Raw genomic sequence first — 12,378 nt, forward strand, 5'->3', positions numbered from 1 at the left:
CCGAGTTCTGTCAACGGGAACGATATTCTGCTGGACAGAACGGCCCGGCAGCGCGACAGACTGGCCCTCGGGCATCTCGGGGTTGGAACCACAATGGACTCGCCAAGCAGATCAACTGGTGCCGTAAGCCGGCATGCGTCCGTCGAAGGCGTTGCAGCCCTCGATCGGGCGATCGCCATCCTCGATGCCTTCACCACGGCCGAACGCTCGCTCAGCCTGGCTGAAATCGCCGCGCGCACCGGTCTTTACAAGAGCACGATCCTGCGGCTGGCCAATTCGCTGCTGCGTGGGCAACTGCTGGAGCGGCTGGACGACGGGCGCTATCGTGTCGGGCCCGCAACCTTCCGGCTGGGCGCGCTCTATCAGCGTTCGGTCGTGGCGGTCGACATCCTGCTGCCGATCATGCGCGACCTTTCGGAGCGCAGTTGGGAGAGCGTTGCCTTCTACGTTCGTTCGGGCGACGTCCGCACCTGTCTTTATCGCGTCGAATCCAAGCACCCGATCCGCTACACCATACGCGAGGGCGACGTGTTGCCTTTGCTCGTCGGTTCGGGTGGACGCGTGCTTGCGGCATTTTCCGGCCAGCCGGGCGAACCCTACGAAACCATACGCAGGACCTGCAACTGCCTCGCCGTCGGCGACCGCGACCCCGAGACGGCGGGCATCTCGGCACCGGTATTCGGACCGGGACGGGTGCTGCTCGGCGCCTTGACGCTGGCTGGGCCGAGCACGCGCGTCGATGCCGCCTTCCTTCAGCGCATGAAACGGCCGCTGCTCGAGGCGGCGGCCCGCGCCACCCGCGCATTCGGCGAGGATGCCTCGATGCTCGAACAGGCAAGTCTTGCGGCGGAAGCGCTGCCCTGACCCGCGCGGCTGCGGGCCTAAAAGAGCCGACAAGGTTCGAATACAAACCGATTCAATTTGAAGCAGTCTCGTGACGTTGCGTAATATTCGGCCCTCCAGATCAAGAAAAGGCTTCATAGAGAACGGAACTATTTATTGGCTGTTAAGCCCCTCGTGATATCCGGCTGTTGTCGCCATTTGCGCGACATGAGGGAAGAAAATCGTCTCAACCGACGGGTGGAACAGTCGGACAGACGCGCTGACAGGATCATGGCACGTCCGTGAATTCGAATAAGCCGTCATCGATGGACGCCAGCCCCCGTCTTCTCGGGCTCGTCTGGCCGTTCATCGCCGTCGTCCTCATCCAGGCGCTGGTCGCCAGCCTCAGCCTGTCCACGCTTTCGGCGGTTCGGGCCTATGTCGGCGGGGAAAGCCAGTGGTCCAAGGGGCAAAAGCACGCCATCTATTTCCTCAGCCTCTATGCGGATACCGGCAATGAGGCGTTCTTCGCCGAGTATCGCGAAGCGATCGCCGTTCCGCTGGCCGATCGCTCGGCCCGCCTGGCGCTCGAGCAGCCCGAACCCGATACAGAGGCAGCGCGAACGGGCTTTCTGCAGGGAAGAAACCACCCGGACGACGTAGCCGGGCTGATCTGGCTGTTCCAGAATTTTCGGAGGTTCAGCTATCTCGATACCGCTATTCGGCACTGGACGGCGGCCGACACGATGATCCTCGCCATCCAGCGGCTCGGCGATGCGATGCATGCGACGCTGGGCAAGGGGCCGGCGTCGGCAGCCGAGATCAGCGCCTGGAAGGCGGAAATTCATCGGCTCGATCGTCAGGTCACCCCATTGTCCAAGGCCTTCTCGGACAGTCTGGGTGAGGGTTCGCGCTTCATCCAGATCCTGCTCACCTTTGCCAATCTCGTCACCGCCGCGTCGTTGATCCTGCTTGCCGTGTGGCGCACGCGCAAGCTCCTGGCGCAGCGCCAGGCCTTCCAGCTGGCGCTCAATGCCGAGCGCGAGCGCGCCCAGATCACACTCGCTTCTATTGGCCAGGCCGTCATCAGCACCGGCCGCGACGGGCGGCTCGACTACATGAATGCGGTTGCCGAGAAACTGCTGGCCTGCCCGGTCGGCGCTGCCAGGGGCAAACCCATCACAGCGTTCTTTCGCCTCGTCGACAAGGACACTGGCGTTGAAGAAACGCAGTTGGTCGAGCGCCTCCTGGCCGGCGAAGCGCGCCGTTCCAGCGCCCGTCCACAATTGCTGCAGCGGGCGGACGGCTCCGTTGTTCCCGTCGCGCTGACCGGCGCGCCGCTGCTCGTTTCCGGTGACGTCGTCGGCGCCGTGCTCGCCCTCCACGACATGACGCGCGAAGAGGACTACATCGAACGGCTTTCGTGGCAGGCTTCGCATGATGCGTTGACCGGCCTCGCCAACCGGCGCGATTTCGAAGGCCGGCTGGAAAGGACGCTCATCGAATTGCAGGGCCAGCCCCGGCAGCACGCCTTGATGTATCTCGATCTCGATCAGTTCAAGCTGGTCAACGATACGTGTGGCCATGCGGCGGGTGACCAGTTGCTGCGCCAGATCTCGGCGCTGCTGACCTGCGAATTGCGGCCGGGCGACGTGCTGGCACGATTGGGCGGCGACGAGTTCGGCGTGCTGCTGGTCGATTGTGAAGCCAATGAAGCGTGCGACATCGCCGAACGGCTGCGCGCGGCGGTACAGAACCTGCATTTCGTCTGGGATGGCAGGCCGTTCAACACCAGCGTCAGCGTCGGCATGGTGGAGATCGCCAACGCGCAGGTGACGATCGAGGAAGTGCTGCGGGCCGCCGACGTCGCATGCTACATGGCCAAGGAGAAGGGCCGCAACCGCGTACAGATCCACAACGACGGCGACCTCGACTTGCGCGAGCGTTTCGGCGAGATGGCCTGGGTACAGCGGCTGCACGACGCGCTGGAGCAAAACCGTTTCCGGCTTCATGCGCAGGAAATCTGGCCGCTCAACGACGACATCGTCGAGGCGGGAGCGCATATAGAGATCCTGTTGCGGCTGACCGACGAACACGGCAGCTTCGTCACCCCACAGAGTTTCATTCCCGCGGCCGAGCGCTATGGCCTGATGCCGTCGATCGACCGCTGGGTGGTGTGCAACACCTTCCGCATCCTGGCCGCCCGGCAGGCCGATCCACGCACGCCGCCGATCGCGACATGCGCCATCAATCTTTCCGGCGCGACGTTCGGCGATGAAGGCTTTCTCGGCTTCCTGCGCGAGCAGTTCCTCATCCATGGCATTTCGCCTGCCATGATCTGCCTGGAGATCACCGAAACCAGCGCTATCGCCAATCTCACCAATGCCATGCGCTTCATTGCGGATCTGCGCGGCCTGGGCTGCCGCTTCGCGCTCGACGATTTCGGCTCCGGCATGTCGTCCTTCGCCTATCTGAAGCACCTGCCGGTCGACTACCTCAAGATCGACGGCAGCTTCGTCAAGGACATGCTGGACGACCGCATCGACCGCGCCATGGTCGAGATGATCCACCACATCGGCAAGGTCATGGGCAAGCGTACCATCGCCGAGTTCGTCGAGAGCGACGGTATCGCCGCTGCGCTGAAGACAATCGGCGTCGATTATGCGCAGGGCTACGGGATCGCCAGGCCGACGCCGTTCGATGCCTCGACGGTGCTGCTAGGCCGGGGCGTCACGCCGGCCGCCGAAAGCGTCGATCCATGGGCCGACCTGGCGCGGAAGCTGCGCCGCAAGGCCGGCTAGTCGACAGGACCGCAATCCCGGTTCACGACAGCCGCTCCAGCAGCACAGTCGGGGCGTCATGATACGTGGTTCGCAACACCTCGCGATAGCCGATCTTGTCAGCGACATTCAACGAGGCCGTATTCTCGGGATCGATGATGCAGACGGTTTTCACCCGTCCGAAGGCTTCTTCGCCCCAGGCCAGCACACGGCCGACGACCTCTGTGGCGAGGCCCGCCCCGTGAACAGCCGGCGCCAGCGCCCATCCGGCCTCGGGAATGCCTTCGATCGACGGTTCCATGTCGCGCTTTAGATCGTGAAAACCGGCCTCGCCGACGAAGCGGCCCGTCGCCTTCTCCTCGATCGCCCAGAAACCGTAACCGAGTAGCGACCAAAGGCCGGCATGGCGCAGGAAGCGCATCCAGCTTTCCTCGCGCGTGCGTGGCTTGCCGCCGATGAAGCGGGTGACGGTCGGGTCGGCCCACATCGCGGCATAGGCGTCGAAATCCTCCAGCCTGTGTGCCCGCAGAATGGTTCGCTGCGTCTCGATGACGGGAGCGACTGTGACTTTGCGGTTGTTCATGGGATTTGCCTCGCTGATCTTGCCCGCGCCTAGCAAACTGCGCGTGCGGTGCAAGGGCCAGCGGAAGACGGACCGTCATCCAGAACAGCGGCCCGAAGCAGATCTTCAGCCGCGCCAGGCCCAGTTCATGCAGCCACCGCCACGTTGCAATTCGTCCAGCATCTGGTCGAGCCCTTCTGCTTTGATGTCCGGGCCCTTGGCACGGCAATCCAGCCGAGATAGTCATTCGTCTGGCAGCCCGGCCGGGCCTCATGGGCAGTCATCAGCCCGCGTTCCGCCAGGGCAAGGTGGATCAGGTCAGGCATCGGATTCAGGAGCGTATCCGTCCAGTCATCCCTGCGTACCTAACGTGCCCGGACCGAGCGTCAGCGCCGCCTATGACAGGGACCAGCTTTCTATGGGAATTCTGCCCGGCGGTGTTAATTTCCCGGCAGGCTGATTCAGCACATTTGCGGCGCGCCCCTTTCAGACGCGGGGCTGTCGCTCAACCCAAGGGAACAAACATGGACACGACCGACCTTGTGCTTGCCATTGTCCATCATCTGCTGGTGTTTTCCCTGGCAGGGATCATCGGCGCCGAATTTGTGCTGATCCGCGGCGACCTGCCCGCCGTAACCCTCAAGCGGCTCGCCGGCATCGACCGCCACTATGGCATCATCGCCTCACTCATCATCATCGTCGGCATCGGCCGTGTCCTCTGGGGCCTCAAGGGATGGGAGTTCTACGTCTACAACTGGATGTTCTGGGCCAAGATGGCGGCATTCGGCATTGTCGGCCTGCTTTCGATCATCCCGACCGTGCGCATCATTTCCTGGAACCGGCAGGCCAGCGCCAATCCCTCATTCGTCGTGCCGGCGGGCGAACAGGCCTCGGTGAAGACCTATATCCGCGCCGAGGCCTTCGTCTTCCTGGTGATCCCGGTCTTCGCGGCGGCGATGGCGCGCGGCTACGGCTACCAATAGATCTGGAATAGAACGGGAGCGGTCAGAGATCTGCAATCGGCATTTACCGAAGCCGCTCGAATATCGACCGTTTCGGATCCAGCCTTCTGGCTCGAACATCCATCCGTTGCGTGCCGGCTGCCGCGGATATTCCAGTTTGCCATTTGAGCCCGATTGCAATCTATTGGCATGCGCTGGTTGTTGTTTCATCCGCGGCCGGCATTGAGAGGAGTTCCGCGCAGCGGTTTATTCATATCCCGGGAGGAGAATTACAATGCGAAAATTTGTTGCCGTTCTGGCCGCCGCGGCCGTCACGCTTTATTCGTTCACCGCCAACGCACAATCCTATCCCGAACGCACCATCAGCGTTGTCGTGCCGTTTGCGGCCGGCGGTCCGACAGACACCGTCACCCGCCTCGTCGCGGAAGCCATGTCGAAGGATCTCGGCCAGCAGGTCATCGTCGAGAATGTCGGCGGCGCCGGCGGCACGCTCGGCGCGGGCCGCGTCGCCAACGCCGATCCAGACGGCTACACGCTGCTCCTCCATCATATCGGCATGGCGACGAGTGCCACGCTCTACAGAAAACTCGCCTACGACACGCTGAACGCCTTCGAGTATGTCGGCCTGGTGACCGAAGTGCCGATGACCATCGTCGGCCGCAAGGAGCTTCCGCCGACCGATCTGAAAGGGCTTGTCGACTACGCCAAGGCCAACAAGGACAGCATCACCGTCGCCAATGCCGGCATCGGTGCGGCCTCGCATCTGTGCGGCATGCTGTTCATGAGCGCCATCGGCACGCCGCTGGTCACCGTGCCTTACAAGGGCACGGGCCCGGCCATGACCGATCTTCTCGGCGGCCAGGTCGACATCATGTGCGACCAGACGACCAACACCACCAAGCAGATCCAGGGCGGCACGATCAAGGCCTATGCCGTCACCTCGTCGGAGCGCCTCGACGTGCTGAAGGATGTGCCGACGACGATCGAAGCCGGCCTCCCCGCGGTGCAGGTCGGCATCTGGCACGGCCTCTACGCGCCGAAGGGCACGCCGGCCGAGATCACCGACCGCCTGTCGAAATCGCTCCAGGTCGCCCTGAAGGACCCGAACGTCATCGCCCGCTTCGCCGAACTCGGCACCAGGCCGTCATTGGAGGCGGACGCGACTCCGCCGGCATTGAAGGCCAAGCTGGAAAGCGAGATCGCGCGCTGGAAGCCGATCATCGAAGCCGCCGGCCAGTACGCCGACTGATGGCTTGAACGGGGCGCCCTCGGCGCCCCGTCGCTTCGATCCGATTTCACATTTGCAACGGCAGGCCCCAGTGCCTGGAAGGACCGTCATGAAACCTTTCGCAATCGACAGGACCAACGGACTGTGCGCCGCGCTGTTCATCTTTTTCGGTGCGTTTTTCGCGCTGCAGTCGCTCAGCCTCGAAATCGGCACCGCGTTGCGCATGGGACCGGGCTATTTCCCGCTGGTTCTGGCGATCGTGCTGATCCTGCTGGGCGCCATCATCCTGGTCCAGGCGATACGCGTCGAGGGCGAGCCGATCGGCTCAATGGCGTGGCGCGGCATGCTGTTCATCCTGCCGGCGCCGATCTTCTTCGGCCTGACGGTGCGCGGCCTCGGCTTCGTGCCGTCGATCTTCCTGACGGCGCTGATCGCCGCGTTCGCCAGCGGCCGCATGAAGCCGCTCACCGCGCTCGTGCTGTCGGCTGGCCTGACGCTGTTCTCGGTCCTCGTCTTCAGCTACGCGCTCGGCCTGCCGTTCCAGCGCTTCGGTCCCTGGCTGCCCTCATGGCTGGCATTGTGAGGCGCTGACATGGACTTGCTCAACAACCTCGCGCTCGGCTTTTCGACCGCCTCGACACCGGCCAATCTCGGTTTCTGCCTGATCGGCGTCCTGCTCGGCACGCTGATCGGCGTCCTGCCCGGCATCGGCGCCACCGCAACCATCGCCATGCTGTTGCCGATCACTTTCCAGATCGGCGACCCGGTTTCTTCCCTCATCATGCTCGCCGGCATTTACTACGGCGCCCAGTATGGCGGCTCGACCACTGCCATTCTCATCAACATGCCCGGCGAATCCTCGTCGGCCGTCACCGCCATCGACGGCTATCAGATGGCCCGCCAGGGCCGCGCCGGGGCGGCATTGGCGATCGCCGCGATCGGCTCGTTCTTCGCCGGCACGGTGTCGACCTTCCTCGTCGCCGTCTTTGCCCCGCCGTTGACGGCGATAGCGCTGCGGTTCGGCGCGGCGGAGTATTTTTCGTTGATGATCGTCGGCCTCGTCTCCTCCATCGCGCTCGCCCATGGCTCGATCGTCAAGGCGCTGGCGATGGTCGTGCTCGGCCTGCTGCTCGGGATCGTCGGCACCGACATCTACACCGGCGCGCCGCGCTTCACGCTCGGCATCCGCGAATATGCCGACGGGCTGAATTTCGTCGCGGTGGCGGTCGGCGTCTTCGGCGTCGCCGAGATCCTGCGCAATCTCGAAAACGAGCATGAGCGCTCGGTGCTGATCAGCAAGGTCTCCGGCCTGATGCCGACCCGCAACGACTTCATGCGCATGGCGGCACCCATCGTGCGCGGAACCATCATCGGTTCGGCGCTCGGCATCCTGCCCGGCGGTGGCGCGGTGCTTGCGGCCTTTGCTTCCTACACGGTCGAGAAACGCGTGTCGAAAACCCCGCAGGAGTTCGGCAAGGGCGCCATCGCGGGCGTCGCCGGACCGGAATCGGCCAACAATGCCGGCGCCCAGACCTCCTTCATCCCGATGCTGACGCTGGGCATTCCAGCCAATCCGGTGATGGCGCTGATGATCGGCGCCATGATCATCCAGGGCATCGTGCCTGGCCCCAATGTCGCCACCGAGCAGCCGGCGCTGTTCTGGGGCATCATCGCCTCGATGTGGATCGGCAATCTGATGCTGATCATCCTCAACCTGCCGCTGATCGGCCTTTGGGTGAAGCTGCTGACGATCCCCTATTACGTGCTCTTCCCGATCATCATGGCGTTCTGCTCAATCGGCGTTTACAGCGTCAACACCAATGCTTTCGATCTCTATGCCGTCGCCTTCTTCGGCCTGATCGGATATGTCCTGACCAAGCTGCGCTGCGAACCGGCACCCCTGCTGCTCGGCTTCGTGCTCGGCCCGCTGCTCGAGGAAAACCTGCGCCGCGCCATGATCCTGTCGCGCGGCGACCCCAGCGCCTTCGTGACGCGGCCGATCAGCGCCGGCCTGCTGCTGGTCGCGCTGGCCGTGCTCGTCATCGTCTTCGTGCCCTCGGTCAAGAAGAAGCGCGAAGAGGTGTTCGTGGAGGAGAGTTGAAGCTCGCGCTAGTCGGCTTTGGTCTCAGCCTGAACCTCGTCCAATGGATCGAGCGGAACGATCGGCACCAACGGCGCTGGAATGCTGGTCGTCTTTTCCTCGGCCTTGCAGATATCGGCGATGACGCAGGCCGGGCAGTCCGGCTTGCGTGCCTTGCAGACATAGCGACCATGCAGGATCAGCCAGTGATGCGCATGGCGCATATATTCGTCCGGGATGATCTTCAGCAGCCCTTGCTCGACCTGTTCGGGTGTCTTGCCGGGCGCCAGGCCGAGGCGATTGCCGATCCGGAAAATGTGCGTGTCGACGGCCATCGTATGCTGGCCGAAGGCCATGTTGAGCACGACGTTGGCGGTCTTGCGCCCGACGCCCGGCAGCTTCACCAGTTCCTCGCGGTCCTCGGGCACCGCGCCGCCATGGTCGCGGATCAGCGCTTCCGACAGCGCGATCACGTTCTTGGCCTTGTTGCGCCAAAGGCCGATGGTCCGAATATGAGCGCCGACCTTGGCCTCGCCCAGCGCCAGCATCTTCTGCGGCGTGTCGGCGGCTTTGAACAAGGCCCTTGTCGCCTTGTTGACGCCGGCATCCGTCGCCTGCGCCGAAAGCACCACCGCCACCAAGAGCGTGAAGGCGTTGACATGTTCGAGCTCACCCTTCGGCTCCGGCCGCTGGACGGAAAGGCGGCGGAAGATCTCGTGTACGTCGGCCGGACTGTAGCGTGACGTGCGCCGCACCGGCCGTGGGCGCGGCTTGGCGTTCGAGCCGTCGCGTCGTCCGGCTGGCAGATCTTGTTCGGGCATGGAAGAATCTTTAGACTTGGGGCTTGCCATTTCCCTCCTATAATATCCTGTCATGAGCGACACAAACGCCTCGTTCCAGGCTGACGAGCCCTTCTTTCACGCATTGCTGACCCCACACCGGTCGCTGGGCAGGACGGGGTTCCTGGTCCTGATGGGCGCGCTGTCGTTCGGTTGGCTGGTGACCGGCGCGTTCTTCCTGTCGCGGGGCGCCTGGCCGGTATTCGGCTTCTTCGGTCTCGACGTGGTCGCCGTCTACATCGCCTTCCGCGCCAACTACCGCGCCGCCCGCGCCCGCGAGGAGGTATCGGTCTCGCGCACCACCCTCGACATTCGCAAGACAGCCCCTTCGGGAAAATCGGAAGCCCACCGCTTCAATCCGTTCTGGGCACGGTTTTCGGTCGCCCGTCACGCCGAGATCGGCATCACCAAGATGACGGTTGAAGGCCAAGGCCAGAACGTGCCGATCGGCGGCTTTCTCGATCCCGAGTCCCGCGAGAGCTTTGCCACCGCCTTTTCGCGCGCTTTGGCGACCGCCAAGGCACGCTGAATCTAGAACCGGTACCGCAACAGCCTGCCGACCTTGCGCAGCGCCGGAATGTGTTTCCAAAGGCGAACGAAGAGTTTGGCGGACCAGCCCATGCGGGCGGCGTGTTCAGGCATGTAGGCGGAAATATCTTCGACGAACCGCAGTTTCGGGACCGCCAGTTCCAACTCGTGCGGATCGTCGATCGCCCAGTGGACCTCCGCGCCCGTCGCCTTGATGGTCGGATTGAGGCGAAGCAGCGTCAGCCCGAAACGGCTGTAGGCGTCGAACATCAGTTCGCCGCCTACAAGATGCGAGACAAGACGCGACACCAGGCGCAGCCCTTCGTCGGCAGGGAGATAGGGCGTCAGCCCTTCCGCCACCACGATGGCCGGGCGGTTGCGGGGCACTTCGGCCAGCCAGCCGGGCTCGGTCACCGACGAAGCGATGAGGTGGTAATGGTCGCGCGACGGGTAAAGCTTTCGCCTGAGTTCGATGACCTGGGGATAGTCGACATCGTACCAGTCCACCGCTGGCGGCGGGTCGACACGGAAGACGCGCGTATCGAGCCCGCAGCCCAGATGCAGCCCGATGGCGCCGGGATTCCTGGCCAGAAAATCCTCGACGCGAACGTCGAGGGTCTTGGCCCGGATCGCCAGGCCGATGCCGAGATTCTCGTCGACCTTGAGCCTGGAGAAGTCATAGTCGATCTTGCGCACCGCCTCGTCGGCGAAATGGTCCCCAAGCAGCGAATGGGGCAGCCGGCTCTCCAGCGCCTTGCCGTAGAGCGTCATCAGCAAGGTTTCCTTTGCCCCGGTCAGATGCACTTTCTCGCCGGCCATGAGCGACTCCTGGCACGAAACCCCGAGTCTATCTGGGTATGCGCGGCAAGAAGGCAAGTTTCGGGTGGCGATCGCCGCCCCAAGGGGCGATATTCCCGGCCAAGGAGATAGTTCGATGAGCACACAGACAGCCGTCCTCAAAAAGGACATCACGCCGCAAGGCAGCGACTACGAAATCGTCCGCCGCGCCATCGAGAAGATCAGTCTCGACTACCGCGACCAACCGTCGCTCGAGGAGCTTGCCGAGGAGGTCGGCGAGACGCCAACCGGCCTGCAAAAACTCTTCACCCGCTGGGCCGGCCTGTCGCCCAAAGCCTTCCTGCAGGCGGTGACGCTCGACCACGCGCGCCGGCTGCTCGATTCCGGCATGCCGCTGCTCGAAACCTCGTTCGAACTGGGCATGTCCGGCCCCGGCCGGCTGCATGACCTCTTCGTCACCCATGAGGCGATGTCGCCGGGCGACTACAAGACGCGCGGTGCCGGCCTCACCATCCGCTACGGCTATCACCCCTCGCCTTTCGGCACCGCCCTGATCATGGCCACTGATCGTGGGCTTGCCGGCCTTGCCTTCAGCGACCCCGGCGAGGAGCGCGCCGCCTTCGCCGACATGTCCAGCCGCTGGCCGAACGCCATCTATGTCGAGGACCTGGCCGCGACCGGTCCTTACGCCGCGCGCATCTTCGAGCCGACGCTGTGGCGCCCCGACCAGCCGCTGCATGTCGTCATGATCGGCACCGACTTCCAGGTTCGCGTCTGGGAGGCGCTGCTGCAGATCCCGATGGGCAAGGCCCGCACCTATTCCTCGATCGCCGCCAGCATCGGCGCGCCAAGCGCAAGCCGCGCGGTCGGCGCCGCCAATGGCGCCAACCCGCTCTCCTTCGTGGTGCCTTGCCATCGCGCGATCGGCAAGTCCGGCGACCTCACCGGCTACCACTGGGGCCTGACCCGCAAGCGCGCCATCCTTGGCTGGGAGGCGGGCCAAGTGTCGTCGTAAATATCGTTTTTTCCAGTTTCCGGCGAAGAAATTTATAGATCATGGATAACAGGAAGTATTACTTGGATACTGTCGCAAATTAACGATACAACCGGGGACAACCTTCGGTTTTTTGTAATATACTATTTCGGCGAATTATTTTAGTTTACGCTAAATTAACCACGATAAAGTGATCATGACACCTGTTAATTCGGGCGATCCGACTTAATAGGAGGTCTCGATGAAGTTGTTTCGCACCGCCTTCGGTGCAGCCTTGCTGGTCACGTGCCTGGGCCAGCCTGCATTGGCTACGACGCAAAATGTCATTTTCAATGGCACGATCACCCCGACCTGCACGCTTGTCATTGCCACCAACGGCACGATGACGATCAGTCCCGACCTCCAGACCCTCAGTTCCCACAACAGCGGCGGCTCGGCCGGAACCGTCACGCTGACGACGACAGGCGGCGTGTCGCTCAGCGTGGATCCGGTTACCACCACGACCGTGCCGTCGGCCGACACGACATCGACCACCTGGACACCGACCTACTCGTCCGCCGGTGCGCACTCCATCGTCGAGACCGGTTCCGCGACCGCCATCAGCACACCCGGCGCCGACCTTGTCTCGGTCCATCTCGCCGGCACCAAGGGCGGCAGCAACCGCTTCGCCAACGGCAACTATCAGGCAACGGTAACGCTTCGCTGCGAGTAGCGCTGGGGGAAGGAGGCATCCTTGACACTTTTTCGAACCCTGGCGACGACGCTGGCAGTCGGCCTGATCCCTG

At 63.5% G+C, this 12,378-nt stretch carries 12 protein-coding genes; 9 read left to right on the forward strand and 3 right to left on the reverse strand.

Features of this window, described 5'->3' with window-relative positions:
* Window positions 1-93: 93 nt before the first annotated feature.
* The gene (locus C1D09_RS05970; RefSeq protein ID WP_143973436.1) at window positions 94-864 is read left to right on the forward strand and encodes an IclR family transcriptional regulator; all 771 of its coding nucleotides are present in this window, start codon (window positions 94-96) and stop codon (window positions 862-864) included.
* A 284-nt stretch (window positions 865-1,148) separates the two neighbouring features.
* Entirely contained in the window at window positions 1,149-3,623 is a 2,475-nt protein-coding gene (locus C1D09_RS05975) for an EAL domain-containing protein (RefSeq protein ID WP_143973437.1), read from the forward strand.
* A gap of 22 nt (window positions 3,624-3,645) precedes the next feature.
* Here C1D09_RS05975 and C1D09_RS05980 read toward each other — a convergent pair whose 3' ends face one another.
* Entirely contained in the window at window positions 3,646-4,185 is a 540-nt protein-coding gene (locus C1D09_RS05980; RefSeq protein WP_143973438.1) for a GNAT family N-acetyltransferase, read from the reverse strand.
* Between the two features lie 503 nt (window positions 4,186-4,688).
* On the opposite strand from C1D09_RS05980, the gene C1D09_RS05990 reads away from it, so the two are divergent.
* The 4 genes from C1D09_RS05990 to C1D09_RS06005 all read left to right on the forward strand — a co-directional run bounded on the left by C1D09_RS05990 (window position 4,689) and on the right by C1D09_RS06005 (window position 8,455).
* Window positions 4,689-5,147 carry a DUF2214 family protein gene (locus tag C1D09_RS05990; protein ID WP_143973439.1) on the forward strand — a complete coding sequence of 153 codons (459 nt, stop codon included), beginning with the start codon at window positions 4,689-4,691 and terminating at the stop codon, window positions 5,145-5,147.
* Between the two features lie 253 nt (window positions 5,148-5,400).
* Window positions 5,401-6,375: a tripartite tricarboxylate transporter substrate-binding protein gene (locus tag C1D09_RS05995; RefSeq protein WP_143973440.1), complete on the forward strand. Its 975-nt coding sequence runs from the start codon at window positions 5,401-5,403 to the stop codon at window positions 6,373-6,375.
* 88 nt (window positions 6,376-6,463) lie between these two features.
* Window positions 6,464-6,937: a tripartite tricarboxylate transporter TctB family protein gene (locus C1D09_RS06000; protein WP_143973441.1), complete on the forward strand. Its 474-nt coding sequence runs from the start codon at window positions 6,464-6,466 to the stop codon at window positions 6,935-6,937.
* 9 nt (window positions 6,938-6,946) lie between these two features.
* Window positions 6,947-8,455, forward strand: a complete 1,509-nt coding sequence (locus C1D09_RS06005; protein ID WP_143973442.1) for a tripartite tricarboxylate transporter permease — start codon at window positions 6,947-6,949, stop codon at window positions 8,453-8,455.
* Window positions 8,456-8,463: 8 nt separating this feature from the next.
* Here the strand turns inward: C1D09_RS06005 and nth are convergent, their stop codons facing one another.
* A complete protein-coding gene (gene nth, locus C1D09_RS06010) occupies window positions 8,464-9,285 on the reverse strand; it encodes an endonuclease III (RefSeq protein WP_143973443.1) in 822 nt (273 codons plus the stop codon).
* Between the two features lie 22 nt (window positions 9,286-9,307).
* On the opposite strand from nth, the gene C1D09_RS06015 reads away from it, so the two are divergent.
* On the forward strand, window positions 9,308-9,802 hold the full coding sequence (locus C1D09_RS06015; RefSeq protein ID WP_143973444.1) for a DUF2244 domain-containing protein: 495 nt from the start codon (window positions 9,308-9,310) through the stop codon (window positions 9,800-9,802).
* A 2-nt stretch (window positions 9,803-9,804) separates the two neighbouring features.
* Here C1D09_RS06015 and C1D09_RS06020 read toward each other — a convergent pair whose 3' ends face one another.
* Window positions 9,805-10,620, reverse strand: coding sequence for a class I SAM-dependent methyltransferase (locus C1D09_RS06020; protein WP_143973445.1), 816 nt, complete (start codon window positions 10,618-10,620; stop codon window positions 9,805-9,807).
* Between the two features lie 115 nt (window positions 10,621-10,735).
* Here C1D09_RS06020 and C1D09_RS06025 point away from each other — a divergent pair, with 115 nt between their 5' ends.
* Together C1D09_RS06025 and C1D09_RS06030 are read left to right on the forward strand one after the other, a co-directional pair.
* Window positions 10,736-11,614: a methylated-DNA--[protein]-cysteine S-methyltransferase gene (locus tag C1D09_RS06025; RefSeq protein ID WP_143973446.1), complete on the forward strand. Its 879-nt coding sequence runs from the start codon at window positions 10,736-10,738 to the stop codon at window positions 11,612-11,614.
* A 220-nt stretch (window positions 11,615-11,834) separates the two neighbouring features.
* The gene (locus tag C1D09_RS06030; RefSeq protein ID WP_143973447.1) at window positions 11,835-12,305 is read left to right on the forward strand and encodes a hypothetical protein; all 471 of its coding nucleotides are present in this window, start codon (window positions 11,835-11,837) and stop codon (window positions 12,303-12,305) included.
* Window positions 12,306-12,378: the final 73 nt, after the last annotated feature.

Origin of the sequence: Mesorhizobium intechi, assembly GCF_002879535.1 — a bacterium.
GTDB lineage: Bacteria > Pseudomonadota > Alphaproteobacteria > Rhizobiales > Rhizobiaceae > Mesorhizobium > Mesorhizobium intechi.

What these genes read in the sequence shown, in the direction of transcription:
- C1D09_RS06030 (WP_143973447.1), top strand. Translation starts at nt 11,835, where the DNA reads ATGAAGTTGTTTCGCACCGCCTTCGGTGCAGCCTTGCTGGTCACGTGC.
- nth (WP_143973443.1), bottom strand. Translation starts at nt 9,285, where the DNA reads ATGGCAAGCCCCAAGTCTAAAGATTCTTCCATGCCCGAACAAGATCTG.
- C1D09_RS06020 (WP_143973445.1), bottom strand. Translation starts at nt 10,620, where the DNA reads ATGGCCGGCGAGAAAGTGCATCTGACCGGGGCAAAGGAAACCTTGCTG.
- C1D09_RS05980 (WP_143973438.1), bottom strand. Translation starts at nt 4,185, where the DNA reads ATGAACAACCGCAAAGTCACAGTCGCTCCCGTCATCGAGACGCAGCGA.
- C1D09_RS06000 (WP_143973441.1), top strand. Translation starts at nt 6,464, where the DNA reads ATGAAACCTTTCGCAATCGACAGGACCAACGGACTGTGCGCCGCGCTG.
- C1D09_RS05990 (WP_143973439.1), top strand. Translation starts at nt 4,689, where the DNA reads ATGGACACGACCGACCTTGTGCTTGCCATTGTCCATCATCTGCTGGTG.
- C1D09_RS05995 (WP_143973440.1), top strand. Translation starts at nt 5,401, where the DNA reads ATGCGAAAATTTGTTGCCGTTCTGGCCGCCGCGGCCGTCACGCTTTAT.
- C1D09_RS05975 (WP_143973437.1), top strand. Translation starts at nt 1,149, where the DNA reads ATGGACGCCAGCCCCCGTCTTCTCGGGCTCGTCTGGCCGTTCATCGCC.
- C1D09_RS05970 (WP_143973436.1), top strand. Translation starts at nt 94, where the DNA reads ATGGACTCGCCAAGCAGATCAACTGGTGCCGTAAGCCGGCATGCGTCC.
- C1D09_RS06025 (WP_143973446.1), top strand. Translation starts at nt 10,736, where the DNA reads ATGAGCACACAGACAGCCGTCCTCAAAAAGGACATCACGCCGCAAGGC.
- C1D09_RS06005 (WP_143973442.1), top strand. Translation starts at nt 6,947, where the DNA reads ATGGACTTGCTCAACAACCTCGCGCTCGGCTTTTCGACCGCCTCGACA.
- C1D09_RS06015 (WP_143973444.1), top strand. Translation starts at nt 9,308, where the DNA reads ATGAGCGACACAAACGCCTCGTTCCAGGCTGACGAGCCCTTCTTTCAC.